Raw genomic sequence first — 24,606 nt, 5'->3', positions numbered from 1 at the left:
CGGGAGGAATGAAGGCCCCCACGCTTCGCGCCCTTCGTGCGCTCTCTGCCCCCCAAGGGGGCGTTGCCTCCCTTGGGGCGGCCCGGCGGGAGGAATGACGGCCCCCACGCTTCGCGCCTTCGGCGCTCTCTGCCCCCCAAGGGGGCGTTTCCTCCCTTGGGGCGGCCCTGCGGGAGGAATGAAGGCCCCCACGCTTCGCGCCCTTCGTGCGCTCTCTGCCCCCCAAGGGGGCGTTGCCTCCCTTGGGGCGGCCCGGCGGGAGGAATGACGGCCCCCACGCTTCGCGCCTTCGGCGCTCTCTGCCCCCCAAGGGGGCGTTTCCCCCTTGGGGCGGCCCTGCGGGAGGAAAGGGCCCCTTCGCGCAGCGCTATTACAAGGCGGCAGTCACTGCCCAGCGCGCGACCAGGACCAGCAGGATCACCAGCACCGCCGCCAGCAGCAGCCCGGTTGCAATCAGCGGGCCGGGTTTGTTGTGGGCGATGTCGGCGTGGTAGCCGCGGCCGCGCCGCACGCCGAAGAAACCCCAGAGCACGGAGCGGACCGTGCGCAGGAAACTAAGCATATGCGCCTCGTGGCGGATGAGGGGAACTGGCACTGTAGGCGCTGGCGGGCGCGCCAAACAGAGGCAGATTCGCGTCAGGCGACCGTATCAGTTGGCGGCGGCGCCGGGGTGCCGATGCCGCGCACGATGTGTTCCAGCAATTCGCGCGCAGCGGGCGAAATGTGGCGGCCGGCGCGGCTCAGCACGTGCAGGCTGCCCTGGTTCAGGATGGGGTTGGCCAGTGGCAGGCTGGCCAGGCGTTGGGCGCGCATGTCGGCCGTGACGGCGATGGGCGGCGTCAGCGCGTAGCCGATGCCCGCCGCCGCGAACTGCCACAGCGCCTTGAACGACGACGTCGTCAGCACGTTGCGCAAGCGCACCTGTTCACTGATCTCGGCCGCCTGAATGTGTTGCCGCACCCCAAACCCTTCCTGCATCGACGCGCCGGGGTGATCCGCCAGATCGGTCAGCAGCAGGGGGCGGCCCAGCCGGGTCAGCGGATGGTCCTGCCGGACGATGGCGCGGATGGGTTCGGGCCGCGAATAATGCGTGCGCAGCCGCGCGTCGTTGGGCGGCTGGAACACCAATCCTATATAGGCGCGGTCGTCCACAATGCGCTGCACGATCTCGGACGTGCGCGCGACATCGATGTCCAGCGTGACTTCCGGGTGGCTGCGCCAGTACCCGGGCAGCACGCGGTCGAACATCAGTTCGACGAAGCCTTCGCCCAGCACCAGGTCGATATGGCCGCGCTCGGCTTTGCGCAGGCTGTCGATTTCAGAGAAGAAGCTTTCCTGGATGTTCTGCTGCCGCTTCACATAGCGGGCCAGGATGTGGCCGGCGTCGGTGGGCACCACGCCGCGTCCGCGCCGTTCAAACAGCGCCATGCCGCAGTCGCGTTCCAGCGCGGCGATGGCGCGGCTGACGGCGGACGGGTCCATGTCCAGCACTTCGGCGGCGCCACGCACCGAGCCCCGGCTCATGACCTGCATGAAATAGTGAGTGCGGCGGGCGTCGAGTTTTTCGTCCATGGCGGGTTCCAGGCGGGCGGATGCGGCGGCAGATACACAGTCCCGGTTAAGGGTTTACCCGTATCGAAAGCGATGCCGTGCAAAATTTTCCCAGGAAAAGGCCGTGCGTTGCATTTTACGCAACGTTTATGCGCGGGCGGTGTCATGGTTGCCTGAAAGACCCCCGGCGAAAATTCTGCCTGCTGCCGCAGCGCTGCGTTTGCCCGGCACGCGCACAAAATCTACTCACGTTCATCAGGGGAAATCGATGTCTCTCGCCAGCGCCAGTCTGGCCGCGCCTTCCATGTCGCTATCCGCCCGCGTTCGAATGCTTGCCGCCATTTTGTTGGTGGTGGGTATTTCCGAAGCGATCGGCAGCGTCACGTTTTCGGTGGGTCCGGGCAAGATCGTTCTGCAACCGATGCTTTGGGCCATCTTCATCGGCGCCATCGTGGCGGCTTTCGGCCAGCGGCTGCCCGTGGGCGCCGGCATCGACAAGGCCATGCAGACCCGCATCAGCGGCTATCTGCAATACGCCTTGCTGCCCTTCCTGGCCAAGCTGGGCCTGATGGTGGGCGGCGCGTTGCCGCAGGTGCGCGAAGCCGGCTGGGCGCTGGTGTTCCAGGAATTCGGCCACTTCTTCGGCACCATGGCCATCGGCCTGCCGCTGGCGTTGCTGCTGGGCATCAAGCGCGAAGCCATCGGCGCCACGTTCTCGGTGGGCCGCGAGCCCAGCCTGGCCATCATCGGTGAACGCTACGGCATGAATTCGCCCGAAGGCCGTGGCGTGATGGCCGAGTACATCACCGGCACGGTGATCGGCGCGCTGTTCGTCGCCCTGATGGCCGGCTTCATCACCAGCCTGAACATTTTTGATCCGCGCTCGCTCGCCATGGGCGCCGGCGTGGGCTCCGGCAGCATGATGGCCGCGGGCGTGGGCGCCATCGCCTCGCAGCAGACGCCTGAAATGGCGCATCAGGTGGCCGCGCTGGCCGCCGCCGCCAACTTGCTGACGACCGTGGTTGGCGTGTACTTCACGCTGTTCATCTCGCTGCCGACCACGATCTTCCTGTACGGCAAGCTGGAGCCGGTGCTGGGCCGCTGGTCGCGCGGCAAGGCCTCTGAATCGGTTGTGGACGACAGCGTGTCGGAAGACGTGCCGGCACATAACGCCAAGATGGGTTTTGGCGACCGCCTGACCGCCTATGTCATCTGCGGCCTGTTCGCGCTGGTGGGCAACCGCCTGGGCTACAACGTGCCGTTCATGGACGCCTTGCCGGGCATGGGCATCATCATCCTGCTGGTGGTGCTGACCGACTTGATCCTGCGCGTCGTGCCCAAGCTGCCGGCCGTGTTCGTGCTGTCGCTGATCGCCATGACGGCCGGGTGCCCGGGCGTGCTGCCGTACTCGGACCAGATCATCGCGCTGGTCGGCAAGGTGAATTTCCTGCCGTTCACCACCGTGATCCTGGCCATGGCCGGCCTGTCGATCCTGAAAGACCTGCCGGCGTTTCGCAAGCTGGGCTGGAAGATCGTGGTGGTGTCCCTGGCCGCCAACGCCGGCACCTTCATGGGCGCCACGATGATCGCGGAATTCTTCCACTGATCGATCCGCGCGGGGCGGCGCCGATGGCGCCGCGCTGAACGCGAATGAAAAAGCCGCCTGGCGTTGTCAGGCGGCTTTTTCGTTTCAGGCCAGGCGTGCGGCAGCGCCCGAGCGATAGCGCGCGTTGTCCGTGACGTTTTCCGTCGGCCCGATGTTGACGACCGCCGGCACGGCGACGGCGGCGGCCTTCACGGCCACGGCTGCCTGCAATTCCACTTGCGGGTTGGCCATCGCAACGCGATACGGCTGCAACGGCGTCAGCCCTTCGATGGTGCCCAGATCGTTCGCGTTGCCCGCGCGCTGGGCGACCGGATCCGATTGCGCCGCATAGGCGTCCAGCGCGCGGCGCAAGCGCGCATCGGCGAATTGATCGCGCAGGATATCGGGGTTGAGTACGTCGGCGGCCAACGGCGCCAGCGCCTCGGCGCGCAGGCCGGTGTGGGCAGTGGTGTCGGCAGTGGTGTCGGTACGGGTATTGGCGGCCGGTCGGGTTCGCGCAGCCTCGGAGGCCTTGCGCGCGCGAGCAAGGCGTTGCGCTTCCCAGGCGGCCTGGGCCTGCTTGCTGCGCTGGGCTTCGCGCAGGGCAGCCTCCCGCACGGCGGCTTCCCGCGCCAGGCGCTCGGCTTCAAACGTGGGTCGGGTGTCGTCCACCAGCGGCACGCGCGCCGGATAGGGCGCGGCAACACGGGTAATGGGCGAGATCGCAGAGACGTTCATGGTTGCTCCCTGTGCAAGTCGACAAGACCCGAATCGTCGGGTCTGCCGGGGGCTGACATGGGGAAAATTTACCGCGTTGCGGGCGCGGCGTCGTGTCAGCCCGTCGCACTAGGAGTCAAGGCGTAACCGCGTCAGACGGGCGGCAGGGTCGCCTGCATGGAGGGGCGTGCGTTAAAGGTCTTGAACCAGGCGGCAACGCCGGGGTGCGTGGCGCGCCAGTCGTAATCGCCGAAGCGGAAGTCCAGATAGCCCAGGGCGCAGCCGATGGCAATCGTGCCGATGTCCATGCGGCCGTCCAGGCGGACCACGTCTTTTTCCAGCTGAGCCAGGGCGTCGTGCGCCTTGCTCAGTTGGCCGTCGACCCAGTCGGTCCAGCGCAGGGCTTCGGGGCGCAGCGCCACTTCATAGCGCGCCAGCAACGCGGCGTCCATGACGCCATCGCCCAAGGCCTGGTCGGCCAGCGCCTGCCAGCGCGCGGGGCCGTTCGCGGGGAACAGCGTGCCGCCGCCCAGGTCGTTCAGGAATTCACAGATGACGCGGCTGTCGTACAGCACCTGGCCGTCGTCCGTAATCAAGGTGGGCACCTTGCCCAGCGGGTTGCTGGGGATGATGCTTTTGTCGCGGGCGACGGGGCCGGCGGCGCTGGGCAGTTTCTCGATGCGGTCGGTCAGGGCCAGTTCGTGCGCAATGACCATGCATTTGCGCACGAAAGGCGAAGCCGGCGAGAAGAACAATTTCATATCGGTCCTTGGGGTTGCGTAACGTCTTTGAAGAAAGCGAAAAGCAGCCGCAAGCGTACCGGATATGAGGCTTATTCGGTGATGCCGGTTTCCAGGCAGGGATTGAATTCGCCGGTTTCCGGATCGCGCAGGAACAGCACGCCAGTGGCCACGCCGAAGTACGTGCCGTGCAGCTCCAGCTCGCCCTTTTCAACACGGCGGCGAATCGACGGGAACGTCATCAGGTTGTTCAGGCTGTGTTCGACCACGGCCAGTTCCAGGCGCTTGAGCTTGGTCTGGCGGTCGCCGCTGCCCGGGCCCAGGCGTTCGGCCACGGGTTCGATCTGCGACATCCACTTGCCGATGAAGTCACCCTTGGACAACGGCTTGGCGTCGTCGAAGAATGAACGGATGCCGCCGCAGGACGCGTGGCCCAGCACGACGATGTGCTTGACGTTCAGGCCGTTGACCGCGAATTCGATCGCGGCGCTGGTGCCGTGATAGGACGATTCCGAATCCGGCTCACAGGGCGGAACCAGGTTGGCCACGTTGCGCACGACGAACATCTCGCCGGGGCCGGCGTCAAAGATCACTTCGGGCGACACGCGGGAATCGCAGCAGCCAATAAGAAGAATTTCCGGGCTTTGCCCGAGTTCAGCCAGCTTCTGATAACGGCTGCTTTCCGAGTGGAAACGGCCGTCCAGGAACGATTGATAGCCTTCGGTGAGTCTTTTGGGGAACATGATGGTCGCTTCCTAGAAACAGGGCCAGGCTTGCTGGCACGCCGACAGACGCAATAAGGGGCTTCGTTTGGAAGCCCCTGTTATCGAGTCGACAAGCGGAATTTTCCCATATTTGTCCCTACAACCCCCTGTCTAAACCCTGATTCAATCAGGGTTTTTTGGCGCCGTCTCCGTCATCGGCTATTGCGCCCGCACGTCCAGCACCGTGACCTTGGTGAATTTCAGCGGCGTCATCGCTTTGACCAGGCGGATCTGCCCCGGGGGAATCGGGCCGATCACGTCGTCATTCACCCGGCCCACCTCGCGGCCTTGCGCGTCGTACAGCACATACGTCAGCACCGCGCTGGACACCGGCCGGCCCGACAGGTTGGCCAGCGAACCCGTGATGGTGGACATGTTCATATTGGTGTCGCGCACCGCCTGCACGTTGCCCAGCGTGACGCCGTACGTCAGGCTTTGCGCGCCCGCGGCGCCGGACAGGCCGGCAAGCAAAAGAACAAAGGCATGGGCAAGTTTCATGGCGGTCTCCTGGTGTGCCGGCGTAGGGGGCGCTTGACTGTCCGCGCTGCCGTTTGCGCCGTCCGCGCTTCTAGCGGACAGGGCTATCTCACTCCATTCCCAGGCCAGGCACAACGGGTCAAAAGGATGAATCGGTAACAGGTTGCGTGGGTTGTTCCGATATTCGTCGCTTACTGACAAGGATGCGTCGGAATGTCTCAAAATTGAGATCTTCCGGCCTTGTCTTTTCCTAACTTTTCGATGCTTGCCGTGTGTGGCCGTTTGTTCGATGATGGCGGGGCCGGCACGTGGCCGGCCGCTCGTCCGGGTGCGCGCATCCACGCAAACGGGCGCCTAACGCAAGGGAGAAACTCATGCTTTCCCGTACTAGCCAGTTGGCCTCGGCCATCGTGTTGTCCGCATGTTTTTTCGGGGCCTACGCCCAGACCCCCGCCGCGCCCGCGCCCGCCAAGACGCCCACGCCGCAACAGCAACGCATGGCCGACTGCAACAAGTCCGCCACCGGTAAAACGGGCGATGACCGCAAGGCCTACATGAGCAGTTGCCTGAAGGGCGAAGCCCCCGGGGCCGAAAAGAAGCTGACGCCGCAGCAACAAAAAATGAAGGACTGCAACGCCAAGGCCGGCAATCAGAAGCTGACGGGCGATGCGCGTAAAACCTTCATGAGCACCTGCCTGAAGGGTTGAAAACGCTTGCACGAATAAAAAAAGCGCCAGGCTCTCGTCTGGCGCTTTTTTTTGCGTGGCCGTTGGCCGCGCCGATTGCCGTGGACTTACACCGTCGCAATCGGCGTGACCGGCGACCCGATCGCATGCGGCAGGCGCAGCGGCGGGGCGGTCAGCATGAAGTGATGGCGGCCGTTGGCATGGAGAAAGTCCGCCAGGTCTTTCAAATACCAAAGCTCCGCCAAGGGCAGGCCTAGCTTGAACAGGCAGTGGTGGTGCAGCGGCAGCATGGCGCGCGGGCCGGTCTTTTCCCGCGCGGGATAGGCCTCAACCGCGTAGTTGTCGGCGCAGATCGCGGCGATGCCGCTGTCCGTGATCCATTGCAGCAAGGCCGTGTCGGTGCCGTCCAGGGCGGCGCCGTAGGTGTGCAGCACTTGCGGGTCCGGCGTGCCGTTCATGGCCACGACCGCCTCGGCGTAACCGGTGCGCAGCACCAGCATGTCGCCGCGTTCAACCGTGATGCCATCCGTGTTCAGCACATGCGTCAGTTCGGCATGGCCGATCAGCGTGCGGCCCGAGCCGTAGTGTCGGAACAGGTCCACCAGCACGCCGCGCCCCTGCATGCCTTTTTGCGCCAGGTTTTCCACGCCCAGCTTCAACGCGGCGGACGGGCCGCCGGTTGAGCAAGCGCAGCCGGTATGTTCGCTATCGGCCGGGCCGACCACGTCCACGCCCGCCTGAAAGCCGTTGTAATAGCGCAGTTCCGGCGTGCCGTCGCCATCGGCGTCAAACAGCGCGCCCACGTGCGCCAGCGCGTCCCACTGCGTGGAATATTGCATCGACAGCAGCACCTGGTCGTCGCTAAGCACGTCCACCGCATCCGGGTTGACGTTACGCAGCGGAAAGTTCAGGTACGGCGTGTCGGCCAGCCGCGTCGGGCTCAGTTGCGGCGGGTGGCGGCGCGGGTTCAGCACGTTGCCGCCGGGCAGGTCCAGCGGCAACGACAGGCAGAACGTCTTGCCCGCGCGGATCTCGCGCGCGCCCTTCAGCACTTGTTCTTCGGTAATGAGATTCAAACGGCCCAGTTGGTCGTCGGGTCCGAAGTCGCCCCAGTTGGAGCCTTCGGGCCGATGTTTCCAGCGCTGCATGCGGTTACTCCGTCAGGAAGTCGACGACCGCGCGGGTGAAGGCTTCCGGTTGCTCCCAGTTCGAAATATGGGAGGTGTTCAATTCGACATAGCGCGCGCCGGCGATGGCGGCGGCCAGTTCCCGGCCTTGCACGGGTGTGGCGGCCATATCGTGCGAGCTGCTGATAACCAGCGTGGGCGCGGTAATGGCCGAGACTTGATCGCGGTAGTCGGCGTCGCGCAGCGCGGCGCAGTTGGCCGAATAGCCGGCGTCCGGCGTGCGGCGCAGCATGTCGATCAGCACTTGCGTCAGGCCCGGTTCGGCGGCGCGGTAGCCATCGGTCAACCAGCGTTCGACCAGCGTAGGCGCCATTTTTTCCAGCGTCTGCTCGGCCACGGCGGCGATGCGCGTGCTCCAGCCTTCCGCCGATCCGATGCGGGCGGCGGTGTTGCACAGGATCAGCTTGCCGATCCGTTCCGGGTGGGCCAGCGCCAGCGCGATGCCGGTGGGGCCGCCCATCGACAGGCCGCAGAAGTGCGCGCGCTTGATGTTCAGGTGCGCCAGCAGTTCGGCAACGTCGCCGGCAAGCTCTGCAAAGGTGTATTCGCCATCGGGTACCGACGACTTGCCATGGCCGCGCGTGTCGTAGCGCAGCACGCGGAAATGCTGGGTCAGTTCGGGAATCTGGCGCGCCCACATGTCGGAGCAGGTGCCCAACGAATTGGAAAGCACAAGCACCGGCGCGTCGGCGGGGCCATCGATGACGTAGAACAGCCGGGCCTGGCTGAGATCGGCGTAAGCCATGTGGGAAGTCCTCGGATGAAAACGCGGCCGCGCAAAAGGCGGCCGCGACAGGATTACAGGTGGCAGGTGCCGTCGACGTAGGCTTTGCGCCAGCGCGTGATGGTCACGCGGTCGAATAGATTGGCTTGCGAAAACGGGTCGGCGTCGATGAACTGTTGCGCGGCTTCGCGCGTGTCCAGGTCAACGATGTACAGGCCGCCGCCGGCGTCCTTGCCGTCGTCTTGCAGCTTGGCGCCGCACGCCAGCAGCAGCTGCTTGTTGGCGTCCAGGTATTCCAGGTGCGCCGCGCGATGTTGCTGGCGCACTTCCTGGTGGTTGGGCTTGTCGAACGTTTCGATGATGTAGGGCATGAAGTGCTCCTGTCAGATCGCCGAGGGATGGCGCGCCAGCGCCGTGACGTTGATGTCCATGTACGGAAACAGCGGCAGCGACGCCAGCAGCGTGTGCAGCTCGTCATTGCTTTCGACGTCGAAAATGCTCACGTTGGCGTAGCGGCCCACCACGCGCCACAGCTCTTTCCACTTGCCGTCGCGTTGCAGTTGTTGGGCCAGGGCCTTTTCGTCCGCCTTGAGCTTGTCGGCGCGTTCGGCCGGCATGTCGACGGGAAGATTGACTTGCATTTGAACCATGAACAGCATGATGGGGGCTCCTGATTAGCGGGAAAACTTCAACGGCAGGCCGGTCAATGCCAGCAGCTCGTCAGCGGTGACATCGCCGAACATGTCGGTCACGGTGACGCCGTCGGCGCGGATGTCGAACACCGCCACGTCCGTGTACACGCGCGACACGCAGCGCACGCCCGTCAGCGGATACGTGCACGCCTCGACCAGCTTGCTTTGGCCTTCGCGCGTTTGCAGTTCCATCATCACGAAGACGTCTTTGGCGCCGATGGCCAGGTCCATCGCGCCGCCCACGGCGGGGATGGCGTCGGGCGCGCCGGTGTGCCAGTTGGCCAGGTCGCCGTGCTGCGACACCTGGAAGGCGCCCAGCACGCAGATGTCCAGGTGGCCGCCGCGCATCATCGCGAACGAGTCGGCGTGATGGAAGAACGAGCAGCCGGGCAGTTCGGTCACGGGCTGCTTGCCGGCGTTGATCAGGTCGTAGTCTTCCTGGCCCTTGGCGGGCGCGGGGCCCATGCCCAGCATGCCGTTTTCGGTATGCAGGATGACTTCGCGGTCAGCCGGCAGGTGGTTGGCCACCAGCGTGGGCAAGCCGATGCCCAGGTTGACGTAGGCGCCTTCGGGGATGTCCTGCGCGACGCGGGCGGCGATCTGGTCGCGGGTCAGTTTGGTGCTCATTGCTGCTCCTTGGCGGCCGGGGCGGCGTCGATCTGCACGACGCGCTGCACGAAGATGCCGGGGGTGACGACGGTTTCGGGGTCCAGCGTGCCCAGTTCAACCACTTCGCGCACCTGCGCCACGGCCACGCGCGCGGCGCTTGCCATGATGGGGCCGAAGTTGCGGGCGGTCTTGCGGTAGACCAGGTTGCCCCAGCGGTCACCGCGTTCGGCCTTGATCAGGGCGTAGTCGGCGTGCAGCGGATATTCCAGCACGTAGTGGCGGCCGTTGATCTCGCGCACTTCCTTGCCGTCGGCCAGCGGGGTGCCGTAGCCGGTGGGCGAGAAGAACGCGCCGATGCCGGCGCCGGCGGCGCGGATGCGCTCGGCCAGGTTGCCCTGGGGCACCAGTTCCAGTTCGATCTTGCCGCTGCGGTACAGGCCGTCGAAAATCTGCGAATCGACCTGGCGCGGGAACGAGCAGATGATCTTGCGCACGCGGTTCGCGCCCAAGAGGGCGGCAAGGCCGGTGGTGCCGTTACCGGCGTTGTTGTTGATGATGACCAGGTCTTTGGCGCCCTGTTCGAGCAGGGCGTCGATCAATTCCATGGGCTGGCCGGCAGTGCCGAAGCCGCCGATCATGACGGTGGCGCCGTCGGGTACGTCCGCCAGGGCGGCCGCCGCGCTTGCAACAAGCTTAGAGATCATGATGTTCGCTCATAGGTGGCGTGTCATAATTTGTTCTTCACTAGAACTTTCGTTCTTCTGAAGAACATCGTTTCATGGGGACCGCACAGCGTCAAGGCAACCCGACGCATGACGATCCTCCATCGTTTGGCGTTGCCCGCAATGGCAACGAACGGCTCGCCAGCGGCGAGCTTTTTACTCTTGGGACCTACCGGATGGCCGAGCAAGACCCCCAGCAGCCCAGCGACAGCTACGTGCAATCCTTCGCGCGCGGCCTGTCGGTGATCCGGGCGTTCGGCCCGGGCCGTTCGCAGATGACGCTGTCCGAAGTGGCCGCCGTGACGGGGCTGACCCGCGCCGGCGCGCGCCGCATCCTGCTGACGCTGGAACACCTGGGCTACGTCACCGTCACCGACCGCAAGTTCGAACTGACCCCGCGCATCCTGGAGCTGGGCTACGCCTACCTGTCCGGCACGCCGCTGTGGAACCTGGCCTTGCCGTACATGGAAGAAGTGGCCGAGCAGACGCGCGAATCGTGCTCGGTGTCGGTGCTGGAAGGCGCCGACATCGTGTACATCCTGCGCCTGTCCACGCACAAGGTGATGACCATCAACCTGGCCGTGGGCAGCCGCCTGCCCGCATGGGTGACGTCGATGGGCCGCGTGCTGCTCGCCGGCCTGTCGGACGCGGAACTGGACCGGGTGCTGGCCATGAGCCAGATCCAGGCCTACACCCCGCAAACCGTTACCGACGTTGCCGAACTCAAGCGCCTGCTGGCCGGCGTGCGCGCCGATGGCTACGCGTGCGTGGCGCAGGAACTTGAACCCGGCCTGCAATCGGTGGCCGTGCCCATCGTTGACCGCAGCGGCCGCGTGATCGCCGCGATGAACGTCAGCGGGCAGTCCAACCGCTTCACGCGCGAGGCCATGCTGGACGCGTTTTTGCCGCCCTTGCGCCACGCCGCCGACCAGATCAACCACGCGCTGCTGCGCCGCTAGGCGCGGCGGGCAGGCACGAAGGTCGGGGCGGTTCGGCATGGCGAGCGGGCTCAGATGGGCGCGACGCCCAGCGTCGTGCCGCCGCACACATACAGCATCTGGCCCGTCACGAAGCCGTTGTCGGGCGACAGGAAGAACATGGCGGCGCGCGCCACATCTTCCGGCGTGCCCAGGCGCTTGACGACGATGCTGTTGATGATGCGCTCGGTTTGCGGAGCGCCCGCCGGGTTGCTCTTGGTGAACAGGTCGGTGGCGATCGGGCCGGGGCCGATGGCGTTGACCGTGATGCCGTCGCCGCCCAGCTCCATGGCCAGCGTGCGCGTCAGGCCCACCAGCCCGGCCTTGGTGGCCGAATAGACCACGCGATCCGGCTTGCCCAGCGCCGCGCGCGACGACATGTTCACGATGCGGCCAAAGCCGGCTTCGCGCATGGCGGGCAACGCGGCCTGCACCAGGATCAGCGCGGTGCGCAGATGCAGGTTCACCACATAGTCCAGATCAGCCAGGGTGGCCGTGTCGGCCGTGCCCGGGCGCGTTGCGCCGGCGTTGTTCACCAGGCCCACGATGCTGTAGGCGGCGGTGACTTCGGCGGCCACTTCCTTGGTGCGCGCTTCATCGGTCAGATCGGCCTGATACGAGACCAGCCCGGCCGGCGGATTCTCGGGCAGTCGGTAGTCGATGTTGACCACCTTGTGGCCCGCATCCAGCAGCATGCGGATGATGGCGGCGCCTATGCCGGCGCTGCCGCCGGTGACGAGATACGCAGTCGGTTTGCTCATATCGGTTTCCAGTCTTGTTCAAAGAAAGCGCGTGGGGATCAGTGCGTGGCGTAGCCCCAGGCCAGCACGGCGGTGATGTGGATCACGCCCACCCACAGCATCATGATGACGGTGTAGCCCATCACGTCGCGCAGCTTCAGCTTGGACAGGGCCAGCGCCGGCAGGATCCAGAAGGGTTGCACCAGGTCGTTCCAGGCGTTGCCCAGCATGACGGCCATGGTCGTCTGGTTCATTGCGCTGCCGATTTCCTTGGCCGCGTCGATCATGAACGGACCCTGGATGACCCAGTGGCCGCCGGCCGACGGCGCAAAGAAGTTGATGAAGAACGAGCTGATCAGGCCCCAGAACGGCAGCGTGGCCGGCGTGGCAAGATCCACGAACACTTGCGAGATCGACGTCACCAGGCCCGACGCGGCCATGATGGCCATGATGCCGGCGTAGAACGGGTATTGCAGGATGATCCCGGAGATCGTCTTGATGCCTTCGGTCAGCTTGGCCACGTAGGCGGCCGGCGTGCCCAGCAGGATGATGCCCAGGAACAGGATGATGAAGTTGATCAGGTTCAGGTCCAGCGAGCCGCCGTCCATGAAGTGGAACGTGACGTAGGCAATGCCCAGCGCGCCGATCAAGAGGCTCAGGATGCGGCTGTTGTTCAGCTTCGAGGCGATGGTGCCCTTTTCCAGCATGTCTTCGCTGGCGTTGGAGGCATTGGCGTCGCGGTCGATGCCCGGGTCCACTTCAACGATCTTCTCGCCCTTCTTGGGGTGCAGCCACGCGTTCAGCAGCGGCAGCGTGATGATGATGACCAGGCTGGTGATCAGCATGGGCACCGAGAAAATGGTTTCCGACAGCGGGATGGTGCCCATCTGCTTGGCGGTGGGGTGGCCGGGGGTGGCAACCAGCACCGGGATGCTGGCGGACAGGCCCAGGCCGTACATCGTGAAGCCGCTATAGGCGGCCGCGATGATCAGCGGGTAGTGCACGCCCTTGACCTTCAGCGCCAGCTTCTTGGCGACGATGCCGCCGATGACCAGGCCAAAGCCCCAGTTCAGGTAGCTGCCCACGCCGCCAACCAGCGTGGCGACGATGATGGCGGTGTGCGGCTTGTGCACGTGGCTGACGATGCGGTTCAGCAGGCGGTCGGTCAGCGGCGCGGTGGCCAGCACGTAGCCCATCGCCAGGATCACGGCCATCTGCGTCGTGAACGCCAGCAGGCTCCAGAAGCCCTTGCCCCAGGCGCGGGTCACGTCGCCGATACTCTGGCCTTCGATGCCCATGGCCAGCAGCACGGTCAGCAAGGTCAGTGCAATCGCGAAAACAAAAGGATCCGGCAGATACTTGCGCATCAGCTCGGTAAAGAATGAAGCGAGTTTATTCATGGTGCCTCCAACAACTCCGTAGGCGGGTTCTTTAGTGCCGTGCCCCGCGCGCCATCGGGTGGCGATGCGCAACGGGGATCGACGATTGGTTTTCTTTGTGTGGTGGGGCTCGTGGCCCGATGGCGCGGTGGGCAATGCCCCGCGCCTTATCTGTTGTGAATTCGAAAAAGAAACGCCGTCAGGAGTCGTCGGCCTTGCTGTTCAACCATGCCGCCAGTTCGCCCAGCGCCGCGCTTTTCTCGCGCAGCACGCGTTCGCGGCGCTCGGGGCTCCAGGTGTAGAAACCCTGGCCGCTCTTGGCGCCGATCTGGCCGCTGTCGACCTTGCTTTTCAGCAGGTCGGAAGGCTCGGTGCGGTTTTCGAGATCTTTGTACAGGTAGCTGGCAATCGCGTAATGCACGTCGATGCCGTTCATGTCGCGCTGTTCCAGCGGGCCGGACAGGGCCAGCCGGATGCCCAGGCTCCACTTGACCACTTCGTCGATATCCTCGGCGCTGGCCACGCCCTTTTCCAAGAGCGAGATGGCTTCGCGCGCCAGCGCATGCTGGATGCGGTTGGCGATGAAGCCGGGGATGTCCTGGCGCACCAGCACGGGCCGCTTGCCGGCAAAGCGCAGCGTCGCCATGACCTGCGCGACGGTGGCGTCCGACGTGTCGTCGTTGCGCACGACTTCCACCAGCGGGATGACGTCGGCGGGCGTGAAGAAGTGCGCGCCCACGAAGCGGTCGCGGCGCGCGACGGCGCTGGCGATGGCGTTGATGGACAGGCCCGACGTGTTGGTGGCAAAGAGCGTGTGCGGGGGGCACAGCGCGTCAAGCTTGGCGAAGATGCCACGCTTGAGCCCCAGGTTTTCCGGCACGGCCTCGATCACCAGTTCGACGTCAGCCGCGGCCTCCAGGCCGGCATCCATGCGGATGCGCGCCAGGGATTCCTGCACCTGGTCGGGCGCGTAGACGTTCAACTGACGGTCGATGACGGCGCGGGCACGGTCCAGCGCGCCGGGCATCGGGTCGATCAGGACGATGTTCAGTCCCTTCGAGGCGAACAGGGCGGCAATGCCGCTGCCCATGGCGCCTGCGCCGATGACGGCGAGATTCTTGAGGGGAGTATCCATGACAGTTCGCTTGGGGCTGCTTGCAGCCGGGCGTTGCAGGCGGGCACGCGGGGAACCAGGCGGTTTCTGTCTCGTCCTCAGGGTGCCTTTCTGTGCGGCGCGGCCAGAAAAATCGTTATGTTCTATATACGAACATTTGTGCGTGTATAGAATTTCTGTCAGGGATAGTACTAAAAGTCTCCCGGGGTGGACAAATGGCCCCTCAACGGTGTTCGGCAGGTGGACGCTGCCGCCTAGCCGGAATTGCGCAGGCCCGCCGCGATGCCGTTGATGGTCAGGTGGATGGCGCGCTGCACGCGTTCGTCTATTTCCGCCTTGGGATTGTTCTGCGCCGCGCGGTGGCGCCGGATCAGGTCGATCTGCAAGTAGTTCAGCGGGTCGATATACGCAAAACGTTCGCGCAGGGAATCTTGCAGCGTGGGGTTGTCGGCCAGCAACTCGCGTTGGGTCAGCAGTTTCAGCATGGCCAGCGTGCGGCCATGTTCGGCGCTGATCAGCCCGAAGACGCGCTCGCGCAGGCCGCGCTGCGGCACCAGCTGCGCATAGCGCGCCGCGATGGCCAGGTCGGACTTGGCCAGCACCATTTCCATGTTGGACAGCAGCGTGCGGAACGCGGGCCAGTCGCGCGCCATCTCGCGCAGTTGCGCCAGCCGCGCGCGTCGTGAACGCGGGCCGCCTTCGGCGCCCACTTCCAGATAGGCCTCGATGGCCGAGCCCATGCCGTACCAGCCGGTCAGCATCAGGCGGCATTGCGCCCACGAAAAGCCCCACGGAATGGCGCGCAGGTCTTCGATGCGCTGGCCCTTCTTGCGCGAGGCAGGACGCGATCCGATGTTCAGGCCGGCGATTTCACTGATGGGCGTGGCGGCAAAGAAATACTCGGCAAAGCGCGGCGTGTCGTACACCAGGCCGCGATAGGTGCGCTGCGCGGTGTCAGACATGAACGACATGGCCGGGCCGTGCTGCGCCATGTGCGCATCTTCCGCGCTGGTGGCTTCGGCGCGCGGGGCCAGGCTGGATTCCAGCGTGGCGGCCACCAGCAGTTCCAGGTGCCAGCGGCCAACCTCGGCGTCCTTGTACTTGCTTTGGATGACTTCGCCTTGCTCGGTCAGGCGGATCTGCCCGGCGACCGTGCCGGGCGGCTGCGCCAGGATGGCGTCAAAGCTGGAGCCGCCGCCGCGTCCCACCGAGCCGCCGCGGCCGTGGAACAGGCGCAGGCGCACGTGGCGCGACGAAAACACGTCCACCAGCGCGCGTTCAGCCTGGTACAGCGACCAGTTCGACGTCAGGAAGCCGCCGTCCTTGTTGCTGTCGGAATAGCCCAGCATGACTTCCTGCGCGCCGTTCTGCGCCTGCTTTACGCGCTGGCGCACTTCGGGCAGGTCCAGCCAGGCAGCCATGATGTCGGCGCCGCGCTGCAAGTCGGGAATCGTTTCGAACAAGGGCACGACCATCAGGCCGTCGTCGGGGTCCAGGTCCTGCCCGACCGGGGCGATCAAGCCCGCTTCCTTTTGCAGCACCATGACTTCCAGCAGGTCGCTCAGCGTCTCGGTGTGCGACACGATGGTCTGGCGCACGGCCTGCTTGCCGTAACGCGCGCGGCCGGCGGCGGCGGCGCGCAGCACGGCCAGTTCGCGGGTGGTGTCTTCGCTGTAGGCGATCCACGGCGAAGCCAGCGGGCGCGCCTGCGCCAGTTCGGCGCGCAGCAGCGCCACGCGGGCGTCTTCGTCCAGCGCCAGGTAGTCCAGCGGCTTGCCTTCATGCAGCGTGCCGGCGCGCTCGAACAGTTCGGCCAGCGCGCGTTCGTGCACGTCGGAGCTTTGGCGCAGGTCGACCGTGGCCAGGTGAAAGCCGAACACCTCCACCGCTTGTTGCAGGCCCGACAGGCGCAGCTTGGCGATGGGCGAGGCGTGGTGCGCGGCCAGCGACGCGGCAATCACGGCCAGGTCGGCGGACAGTTCCCGCGGTGCTTGATACGCGGGCGCCGCCACGGTGCTGCGGCGCGCCAGGTCCTGCCCCGTCAACGCTTGCGCCGTGGCGGCCAGTCGGGCATAGACGCCAACCAGCGCGCGGCGATAGGGCTCGTCGCTGCGGTGGGGGGAATCGTCGCCGCTGTTGTCGGCCAGCGCCAGCAGTTCCGGGTCCGCGGAGATCAGCAGGGTGGTGATCGACAGTTCCGCGCCCAGCGCGTGGACCTCTTGCAGATAGTGTTCAAACAGCACCGTGGCCTGGCGCAGCAGCGCGCGTTCCAGCGTGGCGGCGTCCACATTGGGGTTGCCATCGCGATCGCCGCCGATCCAGCTGCCCATGCGCAGAAACGGTTCCAGCGGCACGGGCGGCGCGGCAAACGGCTTGGTCGGTTCGCGGTTCAACAGCTTGGACAGGTCTGCGTACAGGCGCGGGATGACTTGCAGGAAGGTGCTGCGGTAGTACGACAGGGCGTTTTCGATCTCGTCGGCCACCGTCAGGCGCGTGTAGCGCAGCATGCGCGTCTGCCACAAGGTGGCCACGCGGCCAAGCAGCGCGGCATCCAGCTCGGCCAGCTCGTCGGGCGTCAGCACGCCGTCGCGCTGGGTCAGCGCCAGGGCAATTTCGCGGTGCACATCCAGCGTACTCTTGCGCTGCACTTCGGTCGGATGCGCGGTCAGCACCGGCACCACGCTGGCGTCGGCCAGCAGCCGGCGGATGCGCGCCACGCCCACGCCTTGCCTGCCCAATGTCTGCACGGCATCACGCAGGCTGCCACGCGGCGCGGTGTCGCCGGCCAAGGCGCGGGTGCGCTGGCGGCGGTTCTGGTCGCGGTCTTCGGCAATGTTGGCCAGATGCAGAAAATAGCTGAAGGCGCGCGCCACGGAATTCGGGTCATTGCCTTGCAAGCGCTTGACGCGCTGTTCCAGCAGCTTGCTGTCCGCCTCGTTGCCTTCGCGCCGGAATTTCACGGCGGTGCGGCGCAACGTTTCAATGGTGTCGAACACCCGTTTGCCTTCGCATTCCGCGATCACGGCGCCCAAAAAGCGGCCTAGCAGGCGGATATCGTGGCGCAAGGGTTCTGCGGACTCGGACTGCGGGCGGCTGGCTTTCATCGGGCGGGGGTTCCGTCAGGCTGAATGAAGAAAAGAAAGACGTGGGCGTTGCGGCACTACCAGGAAAATCGGACCGATTGATTTTACGCAGCGTTCCTTACGGGAACGGCGCTTTGCCTCGGTTAAAGTCCGGGATGTCCCTTCGTCTTTGTAGAAGCCCCCTTATGCAAAATCATCAACGTCGCGCGCTCGTGCTGTTCTCGGGCGGCCAGGATTCCACCACTTGCCTGGCGTGGGCGCTGGACCGCTATGCCCATGTGGAAACGTTGGCGTTCGATTACGGTCAGCGCCATCACATCGAACTGTCGGCGCGCTTGAATGTGCTGCGCGACATCCGCGCCCACTTTCCGGATTGGGCGCCGCGCCTGGGCGAAGACCACTTGCTGGACTTGAAGGTGCTGGGCCAGGTGGGCGACACCGCCATGACCAGCGACCGCGCCATCGAGATGCAGGCTAACGGCCTGCCCAACACTTTCGTGCCGGGGCGCAACCTGCTGTTCCTGACGCTGGCGGCGGCGCTGGGCTATCGGCGCCAGCTGGACGTGCTGGTGGGCGGCATGTGCGAAACGGACTTTTCCGGCTACCCCGATTGCCGCGACGACACCATCAAGGCGCAGCAGGTGGCGCTGGGCTTGGGGCTGGGCACGCGGATGACGATCGAGACGCCGCTGATGTGGATCGACAAGTCCGAAACCTGGGCGCTGGCCTATCAGTTGGGCGGCGACGCCCTGGTGGAAACCATCGTCGAAGAAAGCCATACCTGCTATCTGGGCGAGCGCGGCGCGCGGCACGACTGGGGCTACGGCTGCGGCGAATGCCCGGCGTGCAAGCTGCGCAAGATCGGCTGGGAAAAGTGGGTGGTGGCCTCGGCCGCGGAAGGCTGATGGCCAGTGGCGGGGGGGATGCGGGCTTGGGGTTGCGCAGGCGTAGCCGGTGCACGCCGGCGCGTCCGGCCCTCCAGGCCTAAGCCCGCCTGGACGCGGGCACAGCCACCACCCTGCCGATAAACCGCCGTCTTAATAAATACGCCGCCGCCGCGATCACGCCCGCCAAGGCCGCCGACATCGCCATGGCGGCGCGCGCACCGTGTGTCTCGATCAAGAACGCATACGCCACGGGCGCCGTGGCCGTCAGCAAAAAGCTGGGCACCAGCAGCGCACCGACCAGCGTGCCGTAGCTGCGGAAGTCAAACAAGGCCAGCGGCAGCGTGCCGCGCGTGATGGTCAGCAGCCCGTTGCACGCGCCGTAAAGCAAGGCATAGGCGGCAATGGCGTACACGCTGCCGTTGGACAACCACGCCAGCACAAAGCACAGCGGCATCAAGGTGGTGACGACCCACGTCAACGTCAGCGGATGCAGCCTTGCGCCCAACGTCACGTCGGCCATGCGGGCGGCGAACTGGCCGACGCCCCACAAGGCCGCCACGCTGGCCGCCGACGCGCCGGCCACGCCCAAGCCCGTCATCAGCGCGATCAAATGCGCGGCGTTGCCGGCGGCCAGGAAGTTGGTCAGCATGGCGATTACCGCGTAAAGCGTGCCGGCCAGGCGGCGTTCGGAGGCGTTGCGCGTCAAGCCGGCGCCCGGGCGGTCGGCGACAGCGGCGGGCGCGGCATACCGTTGGCGAGGCAGCGCCAGATACAGCGGCAAGGTCGCCAACGCCAGCGCGCCATAGACCAACACCGCGCCGCGCCACCCCAGCCAGCCGGATAGCGCGTGTCCGGCCGGCCACATCACCGTGGACGCCAGCCCGCCAAACAGCGTGATCTGCGACATGGCCCGGCGCGCGGTCGGCCCGGCGGCGCGCGCCAGCGACGCAAACGCGGCGTCGTACAGGCACAGCCGCATGCCCACGCCCAGCACCAGCCACGCCAGGTAGTAAGCGGCCAGCCCGTGCGCGGCGGCCAGCAGCGCGCAGCCCGTTGCCCCGATCAACACGCCCACCGGCATCACGCGATGCCCGCCCCAGCGGTCCACGGCCCGGCCCGCCAACGGCGACACCAGCGCCATCGTGACGATGGCGGCTGAAAACCCGCCATAGACGAGGGACGCGTTCCACCCCAGGTCGGCCGTCATGGCCGGGCCGAACGCGCCGATCAGGTAGAACGTGACGCCCCAGTTGACCAGCTGGGTCAGCCCCAGGCAGACGACGGCGCGCGGCGCGATCACGGGCGTTGCGGTGGCGTCGTGTCGCCTTCGCCCAGGCTGCGCTGCATCAGCACCGTGTCACGCCATTCGCCATGCTTGTGGCCCACGGATCGCAGCGTGCCCACCGGATGAAAACCCTGGCGGGCATGCAGCGCCAGCGACGCGGCGTTGCGGCTGTCGCCCACCACCGCCAGCATCTGGCGCCAGCCGGCAGCGGTGCAGCGGTCGATCAGCGCGGCCAGCAGCTTGCCGCCGATGCCAAGGCCGGCGCGGCCGGCTTTCACATAGACAGAGTCCTCAACCGTGTGCCGGTAGGCCGGGCGGGGGCGGTACGGCGTGACATAGGCGTAGCCGACCACTTCGCCGTTGATCTCCGCCACCAGGTACGGCATGTCTTTTTCCAGCACGGCCGCGCGGCGCAGCCGCATGTCGTTGATGGAAGGCGGCTCCAGTTCGAAGGACGCGGTGCCGTGTTCAACGTGGTACGCGTAGATGGTCTTGATGGCGGGCAGGTCAGCATCCGCGCTGTCGCGGATGAGCAGGGTTGGCGTGTTGGGCGACATAAAGGGGGCGTAGCGAAGAGTAGGGGAAATGGGCCAGCCGCCAGTTTGGTCCGAAATAAATCATAAATGAAGCTTTGGAAGATTATGATTTGCATAAGAAAAACTTTTGGTTGGCGTCATGCGAGGCTTGAACCTGGTCCATCTACGCATCTTTGCGCAGGTAATTGAGCTTGGCAGTTTCTCGGCGGCCGCCGAGCGCGGGGGCGTCACCCAGCCAGCCGTCAGCCTGCAAATCCGCCAGTTGGAAAGACGTTTTGGCCTGAAACTTGTCGAACGGGTCGGCCGCCGTGCCGGCCCGACTGCCGCCGGGCTTGAACTGCTGACCCATATCCGCGTGATCGACGCGGCGCTGGCGCAGGCCGAACAGGCCATGACCGCGCATGCGTCCCAGGTGTCCGGCCGCATCCGGCTGGGCACGGGCGCCACCGCCTGCACGTATCTGTTGCCGCCCATCCTGGCGCAGCTGCGCCGACGTTTTCCCGCGCTGGATATCGTGGCCAGCACCGGCAACACCGCCGATATGCTGCGCGCCCTCGAGAACAACACGCTGGACATGGGGCTGGTGACCCTGCCCGCGCCCGGCCGCATGTTCCAGGTGACGCCGGTCATGGAAGACGAGTTCGTGGCGATCTTCCCCGTTCGCGACTCTGCCTCGATTCCGGAGCAGGTGACGCCACAGGCCTTGTCTCCGTGGCCCTTGGTGCTGTTTGAGCCTGGCGCACGTACGCGCCGCCTGGTGGACGACTGGTTCGAGGTGGCGGGCGTGGCCTGCAAGCCCTTCATGGAGCTGGGCAGCACCGAGGCCATGAAGGAAATCGTGGCAGCGGGCCTGGGCTGCGCGGTGCTGCCCAAGCTGGCCGTCTCCGGCGCGGGACACCGGGACGCGCTGGTGATGCGCTCGCTGACGCCGCACTTGGCGCGCGATCTGGCCATTGTGATGCGCCGCGACAAGCCGCTGAGCCGGGGCTTGCGCCATTTGCAGGAAGCGTTGCTGGCGCTCAGGGCGTAGGCTTGCTGGCACGCCTGCGCCCGATCCAGCGTATTATTTACCGTTTTGCCGCCACGCTAACAGCACTCGAGACAAATCATGCCGCACTACCGTTCCCGCACATCGACCCACGGCCGCAACATGGCCGGCGCCCGCGCCCTGTGGCGCGCCACTGGCATGAAGGACGGTGATTTCGGCAAGCCGATTATCGCGGTAGTGAACTCGTTCACGCAGTTCGTGCCCGGCCACGTGCACCTGCGCGACCTGGGCGCGCTGGTCGCCAAAGAGATCGAAGCCGCCGGTGGCGTCGCCAAGGAATTCAACACGATCGCCGTCGATGACGGCATCGCCATGGGCCACGGCGGCATGCTGTATTCGCTGCCGTCGCGCGAACTGATCGCCGACTCGGTCGAATACATGGTCAACGCGCATTGCGCCGACGCCATGGTCTGCATTTCCAACTGCGACAAGATCACCCCGGGGATGTTGATGGCCGCCATGCGCCTGAACATCCCGGTCGTGTTCGTGTCCGGTGGCCCGATGGAAGCGGGCAAGGTCAAGTCGCCCACCGACGGCAAGGTCATCGCCAAGATCGACCTGATCGACGCCATGATCAAGGCCGCCGACCCCAACGTGTCGGACGCCGAAGTGGCCGAAGTGGAACGCAGCGCCTGCCCCACGTGCGGCTCCTGTTCCGGCATGTTCACCGCCAACTCGATGAACTGCCTGACCGAAGCCATCGGGCTGGCCCTGCCGGGCAACGGCACCATCGTCGCCACGCACGCGTGGCGCAAGGGCTTGTTCGAACAAGCCGGCCGCCTGGTCGTCGACCTGTGCCGCCGCTACTACGTCGAAGAAGACGAATCGGTCCTGCCGCGCAACATCGCCACCAAGAGCGCGTTCCAGAACGCGATGGCGCTGGACGTGGCCATGGGCGGCTCGACCAACACCGTGCTGCACTTGCTGGCCGCTGCGCAGGAAGCGGGCGTGGATTTCACGATGGCCGACATCGACCGCATCTCGCGCAAGGTGCCGTGCCTGTGCAAGGCGGCGCCCGCCACCGACAAGTACCACATTGAAGACGTGCACCGCGCCGGCGGCATCCTGGGCATCCTGGGCGAACTGGCGCGCGCCGACCTGCTGGACCTGTCTTGCGGCAACGTGCACAGCGGCACGCTGGGCAACGCCATCCAGAAGTGGGACGTGGCCGGTGACGCAAGCGAAGAAGCGCAGAAGTTCTACCGCGCCGCGCCGGGTGGCATCCCCACCACGGTCGCCTTCAGCCAGGACGCCACGTTCCTGACGCTGGACACCGACCGCAAGACGGGCTGCATCCGCAGCAAGGAAAGCGCCTATTCCAAGGACGGCGGCCTGGCCGTGCTGTACGGCAACCTGGCCGAGAAGGGCTGCATCGTCAAAACCGCCGGCGTGGACGAATCGCAATGGGTTTTCACGGGCCGCGCCCGCGTGTTCGAAAGCCAGGACGACGCCGTTGAAGGCATCCTGGGCGACAAGATCGTGGCGGGCGACGTCGTCGTGATCCGCTACGAAGGCCCCAAGGGCGGCCCCGGCATGCAAGAAATGCTGTACCCCACGTCGTACCTCAAGTCCAAGGGCCTGGGCAAAACCTGCGCCCTGTTCACCGACGGCCGTTTCTCGGGCGGCTCGTCCGGCCTGGTGATCGGCCACGCCTCGCCGGAAGCGGCCGAGGGCGGCACGATCGGCCTGGTGGAAGAAGGCGACATCATCGAAATCGACATCCCCAACCGCAAGATGCACCTGGCGGTTTCCGACGAAGAACTGGCCCGCCGCCGCGCCGCGATGGACGCGCGCGCTGACGGGTGGGAGCCGGTCGGCCGCGAACGCGTGGTGTCGCAAGCCCTGCAAGCCTACGCAGCATTGGCCACGTCGGCCGACCGCGGCGCGGTGCGCGACCTGTCGCAGCTGAAGCAAAAAGCCAAGCGCTGATCGCGGCGCAGGGCTGGGAAGAACGGCGCCCGTGGGGCGCCGTTTTATTTGCGCGGTGTGGCGTCACTGGGGTCGCAAGACACCGCGCAATGCAGCGGGATACTGCGAAGTACCAGGTTAAAGCGGTAAATTCGATATACAACAGACAGGCTGTTTTTTGGGCCCCAAGGACGCACCACATGGCTTTGAATTCCGATGCATTGCGCGTGTTTCTCGGCGTGGTGGACGCCGGGTCGCTTAGCGCCGCGGCCGAGCTGCTGGGGCAGACGGCGTCGGGGGTCAGCCGGGCCTTGGCACGGCTGGAAGAGGACCTGGGCGTGATGCTGCTGAACCGCACCACGCGGCGCATGGAGCTGACCGAAGAGGGCGCACACTTCTTGCCCAAGGCGCGGCAGATTGTTGCGTCGCTGGACGAGGCCGAAGAGTGCATGCGGATGGTGCATCAGCGGCCGGCGGGCCGGTTGCGGGTGGATGCGTCGGTGCCGGTGATGCTGCATTGCGTGGTGCCGCACGTGGGGGAATTCCGGCGCGAATATCCCGAGATTACGTTGGAGCTGACCAGCAACGATCGCATCGTGGACCTGATGGAGCACCGCACCGACATCGCGATTCGCATGGGGCCGCTAACGGATTCCACCTTGCATGCGCGCGTGTTGCGGCCGTCGCCGCGCTGGATGATGGCCAGCCCCGACTACATCGCGCGGCGCGGCGCGCCGGAAACGGTTGAGGATCTGGCGCGGCATGAAGTGCTGGGCTTTACGCAGCCCGAAAGCCTGAACCTGTGGCCGCTCAAGCACGCGGGCGGCTCCAGCTTTCAGGCGACGCCGACGCTGGCCACATCAAGCGGAGAAACGCAGCGCCAGTTGGCGCTACGCGGCGTGGGCATCGCCTGCCTGTCGGATTTCGTGGTGCGCGAAGATATCGCGGCGGGCAGGTTGGTGAAGGTGATGGAAGGCGTGTACAGCGATCACCTGCAACCGATGCACGCCGTGTACCACCGCAATACGCAGCTGTCGCGGCGCATTGCCTGCTTTCTGGATTTCTTTGCGCAGCGGGTTTGAGGCATTCTTGACGCGTTCTTGAAGCGTTTCTGAAGCGTTTCTGAAGCGTTTCTGAAGCGTTTCTGGCGCGTGGCTTGCACAGCCATGCAAGCCACGCGAAGGTCGAAGTGAAG

General features: G+C 65.8%; 25 protein-coding genes. 7 read left to right on the top strand and 18 right to left on the bottom strand.

The window, feature by feature from the left end:
- Positions 1–370: 370 nt before the first annotated feature.
- Complete coding sequence (locus tag KYT87_RS26935; RefSeq protein WP_046803250.1) at positions 371–562, bottom strand: DUF2970 domain-containing protein; 192 nt, start codon at positions 560–562, stop codon at positions 371–373.
- Between the two features lie 74 nt (positions 563–636).
- Positions 637–1,572, bottom strand: a complete 936-nt coding sequence (locus tag KYT87_RS26930; protein ID WP_104141679.1) for a LysR family transcriptional regulator — start codon at positions 1,570–1,572, stop codon at positions 637–639.
- 247 nt (positions 1,573–1,819) lie between these two features.
- Here KYT87_RS26930 and KYT87_RS26925 point away from each other — a divergent pair, with 247 nt between their 5' ends.
- Positions 1,820–3,157, top strand: coding sequence for a DUF3100 domain-containing protein (locus KYT87_RS26925; RefSeq protein WP_046803252.1), 1,338 nt, complete (start codon positions 1,820–1,822; stop codon positions 3,155–3,157).
- Between the two features lie 84 nt (positions 3,158–3,241).
- Here the strand turns inward: KYT87_RS26925 and KYT87_RS26920 are convergent, their stop codons facing one another.
- The 4 genes from KYT87_RS26920 to KYT87_RS26905 all read right to left on the bottom strand — a co-directional run bounded on the left by KYT87_RS26920 (position 3,242) and on the right by KYT87_RS26905 (position 5,855).
- Complete coding sequence (locus KYT87_RS26920) at positions 3,242–3,874, bottom strand: hypothetical protein (RefSeq protein ID WP_219991294.1); 633 nt, start codon at positions 3,872–3,874, stop codon at positions 3,242–3,244.
- A gap of 131 nt (positions 3,875–4,005) precedes the next feature.
- The gene (locus tag KYT87_RS26915; protein WP_046803254.1) at positions 4,006–4,614 is read right to left on the bottom strand and encodes a glutathione S-transferase; all 609 of its coding nucleotides are present in this window, start codon (positions 4,612–4,614) and stop codon (positions 4,006–4,008) included.
- Positions 4,615–4,685: 71 nt separating this feature from the next.
- Positions 4,686–5,336 (bottom strand): carbonic anhydrase, encoded by a 651-nt coding sequence (locus tag KYT87_RS26910; protein WP_046803255.1) that lies wholly within the window; start codon positions 5,334–5,336, stop codon positions 4,686–4,688.
- Between the two features lie 180 nt (positions 5,337–5,516).
- Positions 5,517–5,855, bottom strand: coding sequence for an FxLYD domain-containing protein (locus tag KYT87_RS26905; protein WP_046803256.1), 339 nt, complete (start codon positions 5,853–5,855; stop codon positions 5,517–5,519).
- A gap of 353 nt (positions 5,856–6,208) precedes the next feature.
- Between KYT87_RS26905 and KYT87_RS26900 the strand changes: the two genes are divergently transcribed.
- Positions 6,209–6,541 carry a PsiF family protein gene (locus KYT87_RS26900; protein WP_219991293.1) on the top strand — a complete coding sequence of 111 codons (333 nt, stop codon included), beginning with the start codon at positions 6,209–6,211 and terminating at the stop codon, positions 6,539–6,541.
- An 86-nt stretch (positions 6,542–6,627) separates the two neighbouring features.
- On the opposite strand, the gene KYT87_RS26895 is transcribed toward KYT87_RS26900, so the two are convergent.
- Genes KYT87_RS26895 through KYT87_RS26870 form a run of 6 tightly spaced genes read right to left on the bottom strand, consistent with a single transcriptional unit; the run spans position 6,628 to position 10,436 of the window.
- Positions 6,628–7,668: a cyclase family protein gene (locus KYT87_RS26895; protein ID WP_219991292.1), complete on the bottom strand. Its 1,041-nt coding sequence runs from the start codon at positions 7,666–7,668 to the stop codon at positions 6,628–6,630.
- Between the two features lie 4 nt (positions 7,669–7,672).
- A complete protein-coding gene (gene pcaD, locus KYT87_RS26890; RefSeq protein ID WP_046803259.1) occupies positions 7,673–8,452 on the bottom strand; it encodes a 3-oxoadipate enol-lactonase in 780 nt (259 codons plus the stop codon).
- A 53-nt stretch (positions 8,453–8,505) separates the two neighbouring features.
- Entirely contained in the window at positions 8,506–8,802 is a 297-nt protein-coding gene (locus KYT87_RS26885; protein ID WP_006216052.1) for a YciI family protein, read from the bottom strand.
- A 12-nt stretch (positions 8,803–8,814) separates the two neighbouring features.
- Positions 8,815–9,090: a muconolactone Delta-isomerase gene (gene catC, locus KYT87_RS26880; protein WP_006227165.1), complete on the bottom strand. Its 276-nt coding sequence runs from the start codon at positions 9,088–9,090 to the stop codon at positions 8,815–8,817.
- Positions 9,091–9,105: 15 nt separating this feature from the next.
- Positions 9,106–9,750: a 3-oxoacid CoA-transferase subunit B gene (locus tag KYT87_RS26875; RefSeq protein WP_046803260.1), complete on the bottom strand. Its 645-nt coding sequence runs from the start codon at positions 9,748–9,750 to the stop codon at positions 9,106–9,108.
- On the bottom strand, positions 9,747–10,436 hold the full coding sequence (locus KYT87_RS26870) for a 3-oxoacid CoA-transferase subunit A (protein ID WP_046803261.1): 690 nt from the start codon (positions 10,434–10,436) through the stop codon (positions 9,747–9,749). Before KYT87_RS26870 ends, KYT87_RS26875 begins: the two co-directional genes overlap by 4 nt.
- A 194-nt stretch (positions 10,437–10,630) precedes the next feature.
- Between KYT87_RS26870 and KYT87_RS26865 the strand changes: the two genes are divergently transcribed.
- On the top strand, positions 10,631–11,413 hold the full coding sequence (locus KYT87_RS26865) for an IclR family transcriptional regulator (RefSeq protein ID WP_046803262.1): 783 nt from the start codon (positions 10,631–10,633) through the stop codon (positions 11,411–11,413).
- Between the two features lie 50 nt (positions 11,414–11,463).
- Here the strand turns inward: KYT87_RS26865 and KYT87_RS26860 are convergent, their stop codons facing one another.
- The 4 genes from KYT87_RS26860 to ppc all read right to left on the bottom strand — a co-directional run bounded on the left by KYT87_RS26860 (position 11,464) and on the right by ppc (position 17,768).
- Complete coding sequence (locus KYT87_RS26860) at positions 11,464–12,192, bottom strand: SDR family NAD(P)-dependent oxidoreductase (protein WP_219991291.1); 729 nt, start codon at positions 12,190–12,192, stop codon at positions 11,464–11,466.
- A 38-nt stretch (positions 12,193–12,230) separates the two neighbouring features.
- Positions 12,231–13,571: a short-chain fatty acid transporter gene (locus KYT87_RS26855; RefSeq protein ID WP_104141685.1), complete on the bottom strand. Its 1,341-nt coding sequence runs from the start codon at positions 13,569–13,571 to the stop codon at positions 12,231–12,233.
- A 178-nt stretch (positions 13,572–13,749) separates the two neighbouring features.
- Positions 13,750–14,685 carry a 3-hydroxyacyl-CoA dehydrogenase family protein gene (locus KYT87_RS26850; protein ID WP_219991290.1) on the bottom strand — a complete coding sequence of 312 codons (936 nt, stop codon included), beginning with the start codon at positions 14,683–14,685 and terminating at the stop codon, positions 13,750–13,752.
- Positions 14,686–14,918: 233 nt separating this feature from the next.
- On the bottom strand, positions 14,919–17,768 hold the full coding sequence (ppc, locus tag KYT87_RS26845) for a phosphoenolpyruvate carboxylase (RefSeq protein ID WP_219991289.1): 2,850 nt from the start codon (positions 17,766–17,768) through the stop codon (positions 14,919–14,921).
- Positions 17,769–17,932: 164 nt separating this feature from the next.
- Here ppc and queC point away from each other — a divergent pair, with 164 nt between their 5' ends.
- Positions 17,933–18,652 carry a 7-cyano-7-deazaguanine synthase QueC gene (gene queC, locus KYT87_RS26840; RefSeq protein ID WP_219991288.1) on the top strand — a complete coding sequence of 240 codons (720 nt, stop codon included), beginning with the start codon at positions 17,933–17,935 and terminating at the stop codon, positions 18,650–18,652.
- Positions 18,653–18,731: 79 nt separating this feature from the next.
- On the opposite strand, the gene KYT87_RS26835 is transcribed toward queC, so the two are convergent.
- Together KYT87_RS26835 and KYT87_RS26830 are read right to left on the bottom strand one after the other, a co-directional pair.
- Positions 18,732–19,934: an MFS transporter gene (locus tag KYT87_RS26835; RefSeq protein WP_219991287.1), complete on the bottom strand. Its 1,203-nt coding sequence runs from the start codon at positions 19,932–19,934 to the stop codon at positions 18,732–18,734.
- Positions 19,931–20,476: a GNAT family N-acetyltransferase gene (locus tag KYT87_RS26830; RefSeq protein WP_104141689.1), complete on the bottom strand. Its 546-nt coding sequence runs from the start codon at positions 20,474–20,476 to the stop codon at positions 19,931–19,933. Before KYT87_RS26830 ends, KYT87_RS26835 begins: the two co-directional genes overlap by 4 nt.
- Positions 20,477–20,594: 118 nt before the next feature.
- On the opposite strand from KYT87_RS26830, the gene KYT87_RS26825 reads away from it, so the two are divergent.
- From KYT87_RS26825 to KYT87_RS26815, 3 genes are all read left to right on the top strand, one after another.
- Positions 20,595–21,485: a LysR family transcriptional regulator gene (locus KYT87_RS26825; protein ID WP_219991286.1), complete on the top strand. Its 891-nt coding sequence runs from the start codon at positions 20,595–20,597 to the stop codon at positions 21,483–21,485.
- A 78-nt stretch (positions 21,486–21,563) separates the two neighbouring features.
- Complete coding sequence (gene ilvD / locus KYT87_RS26820) at positions 21,564–23,432, top strand: dihydroxy-acid dehydratase (protein WP_046803270.1); 1,869 nt, start codon at positions 21,564–21,566, stop codon at positions 23,430–23,432.
- Between the two features lie 179 nt (positions 23,433–23,611).
- Positions 23,612–24,493 carry a LysR family transcriptional regulator gene (locus KYT87_RS26815; protein WP_104141691.1) on the top strand — a complete coding sequence of 294 codons (882 nt, stop codon included), beginning with the start codon at positions 23,612–23,614 and terminating at the stop codon, positions 24,491–24,493.
- Positions 24,494–24,606 lie beyond the last annotated feature (113 nt).

This window comes from Achromobacter sp. ES-001 (assembly GCF_019448355.1).
Classification (GTDB): domain Bacteria; phylum Pseudomonadota; class Gammaproteobacteria; order Burkholderiales; family Burkholderiaceae_B; genus Achromobacter; species Achromobacter spanius_B.
This window is presented reverse-complemented; position numbering and strand designations above follow the sequence as displayed.

Coding starts and splice junctions, on each gene's coding strand:
- KYT87_RS26935 (WP_046803250.1), bottom strand. CDS start 562: ATGCTTAGTTTCCTGCGCACGGTCCGCTCCGTGCTCTGGGGTTTCTTC.
- KYT87_RS26930 (WP_104141679.1), bottom strand. CDS start 1,572: ATGGACGAAAAACTCGACGCCCGCCGCACTCACTATTTCATGCAGGTC.
- KYT87_RS26925 (WP_046803252.1), top strand. CDS start 1,820: ATGTCTCTCGCCAGCGCCAGTCTGGCCGCGCCTTCCATGTCGCTATCC.
- KYT87_RS26920 (WP_219991294.1), bottom strand. CDS start 3,874: ATGAACGTCTCTGCGATCTCGCCCATTACCCGTGTTGCCGCGCCCTAT.
- KYT87_RS26915 (WP_046803254.1), bottom strand. CDS start 4,614: ATGAAATTGTTCTTCTCGCCGGCTTCGCCTTTCGTGCGCAAATGCATG.
- KYT87_RS26910 (WP_046803255.1), bottom strand. CDS start 5,336: ATGTTCCCCAAAAGACTCACCGAAGGCTATCAATCGTTCCTGGACGGC.
- KYT87_RS26905 (WP_046803256.1), bottom strand. CDS start 5,855: ATGAAACTTGCCCATGCCTTTGTTCTTTTGCTTGCCGGCCTGTCCGGC.
- KYT87_RS26900 (WP_219991293.1), top strand. CDS start 6,209: ATGCTTTCCCGTACTAGCCAGTTGGCCTCGGCCATCGTGTTGTCCGCA.
- KYT87_RS26895 (WP_219991292.1), bottom strand. CDS start 7,668: ATGCAGCGCTGGAAACATCGGCCCGAAGGCTCCAACTGGGGCGACTTC.
- pcaD (WP_046803259.1), bottom strand. CDS start 8,452: ATGGCTTACGCCGATCTCAGCCAGGCCCGGCTGTTCTACGTCATCGAT.
- KYT87_RS26885 (WP_006216052.1), bottom strand. CDS start 8,802: ATGCCCTACATCATCGAAACGTTCGACAAGCCCAACCACCAGGAAGTG.
- catC (WP_006227165.1), bottom strand. CDS start 9,090: ATGCTGTTCATGGTTCAAATGCAAGTCAATCTTCCCGTCGACATGCCG.
- KYT87_RS26875 (WP_046803260.1), bottom strand. CDS start 9,750: ATGAGCACCAAACTGACCCGCGACCAGATCGCCGCCCGCGTCGCGCAG.
- KYT87_RS26870 (WP_046803261.1), bottom strand. CDS start 10,436: ATGATCTCTAAGCTTGTTGCAAGCGCGGCGGCCGCCCTGGCGGACGTA.
- KYT87_RS26865 (WP_046803262.1), top strand. CDS start 10,631: ATGGCCGAGCAAGACCCCCAGCAGCCCAGCGACAGCTACGTGCAATCC.
- KYT87_RS26860 (WP_219991291.1), bottom strand. CDS start 12,192: ATGAGCAAACCGACTGCGTATCTCGTCACCGGCGGCAGCGCCGGCATA.
- KYT87_RS26855 (WP_104141685.1), bottom strand. CDS start 13,571: ATGAATAAACTCGCTTCATTCTTTACCGAGCTGATGCGCAAGTATCTG.
- KYT87_RS26850 (WP_219991290.1), bottom strand. CDS start 14,685: ATGGATACTCCCCTCAAGAATCTCGCCGTCATCGGCGCAGGCGCCATG.
- ppc (WP_219991289.1), bottom strand. CDS start 17,768: ATGAAAGCCAGCCGCCCGCAGTCCGAGTCCGCAGAACCCTTGCGCCAC.
- queC (WP_219991288.1), top strand. CDS start 17,933: ATGCAAAATCATCAACGTCGCGCGCTCGTGCTGTTCTCGGGCGGCCAG.
- KYT87_RS26830 (WP_104141689.1), bottom strand. CDS start 20,476: ATGTCGCCCAACACGCCAACCCTGCTCATCCGCGACAGCGCGGATGCT.
- KYT87_RS26825 (WP_219991286.1), top strand. CDS start 20,595: ATGCGAGGCTTGAACCTGGTCCATCTACGCATCTTTGCGCAGGTAATT.
- ilvD (WP_046803270.1), top strand. CDS start 21,564: ATGCCGCACTACCGTTCCCGCACATCGACCCACGGCCGCAACATGGCC.
- KYT87_RS26815 (WP_104141691.1), top strand. CDS start 23,612: ATGGCTTTGAATTCCGATGCATTGCGCGTGTTTCTCGGCGTGGTGGAC.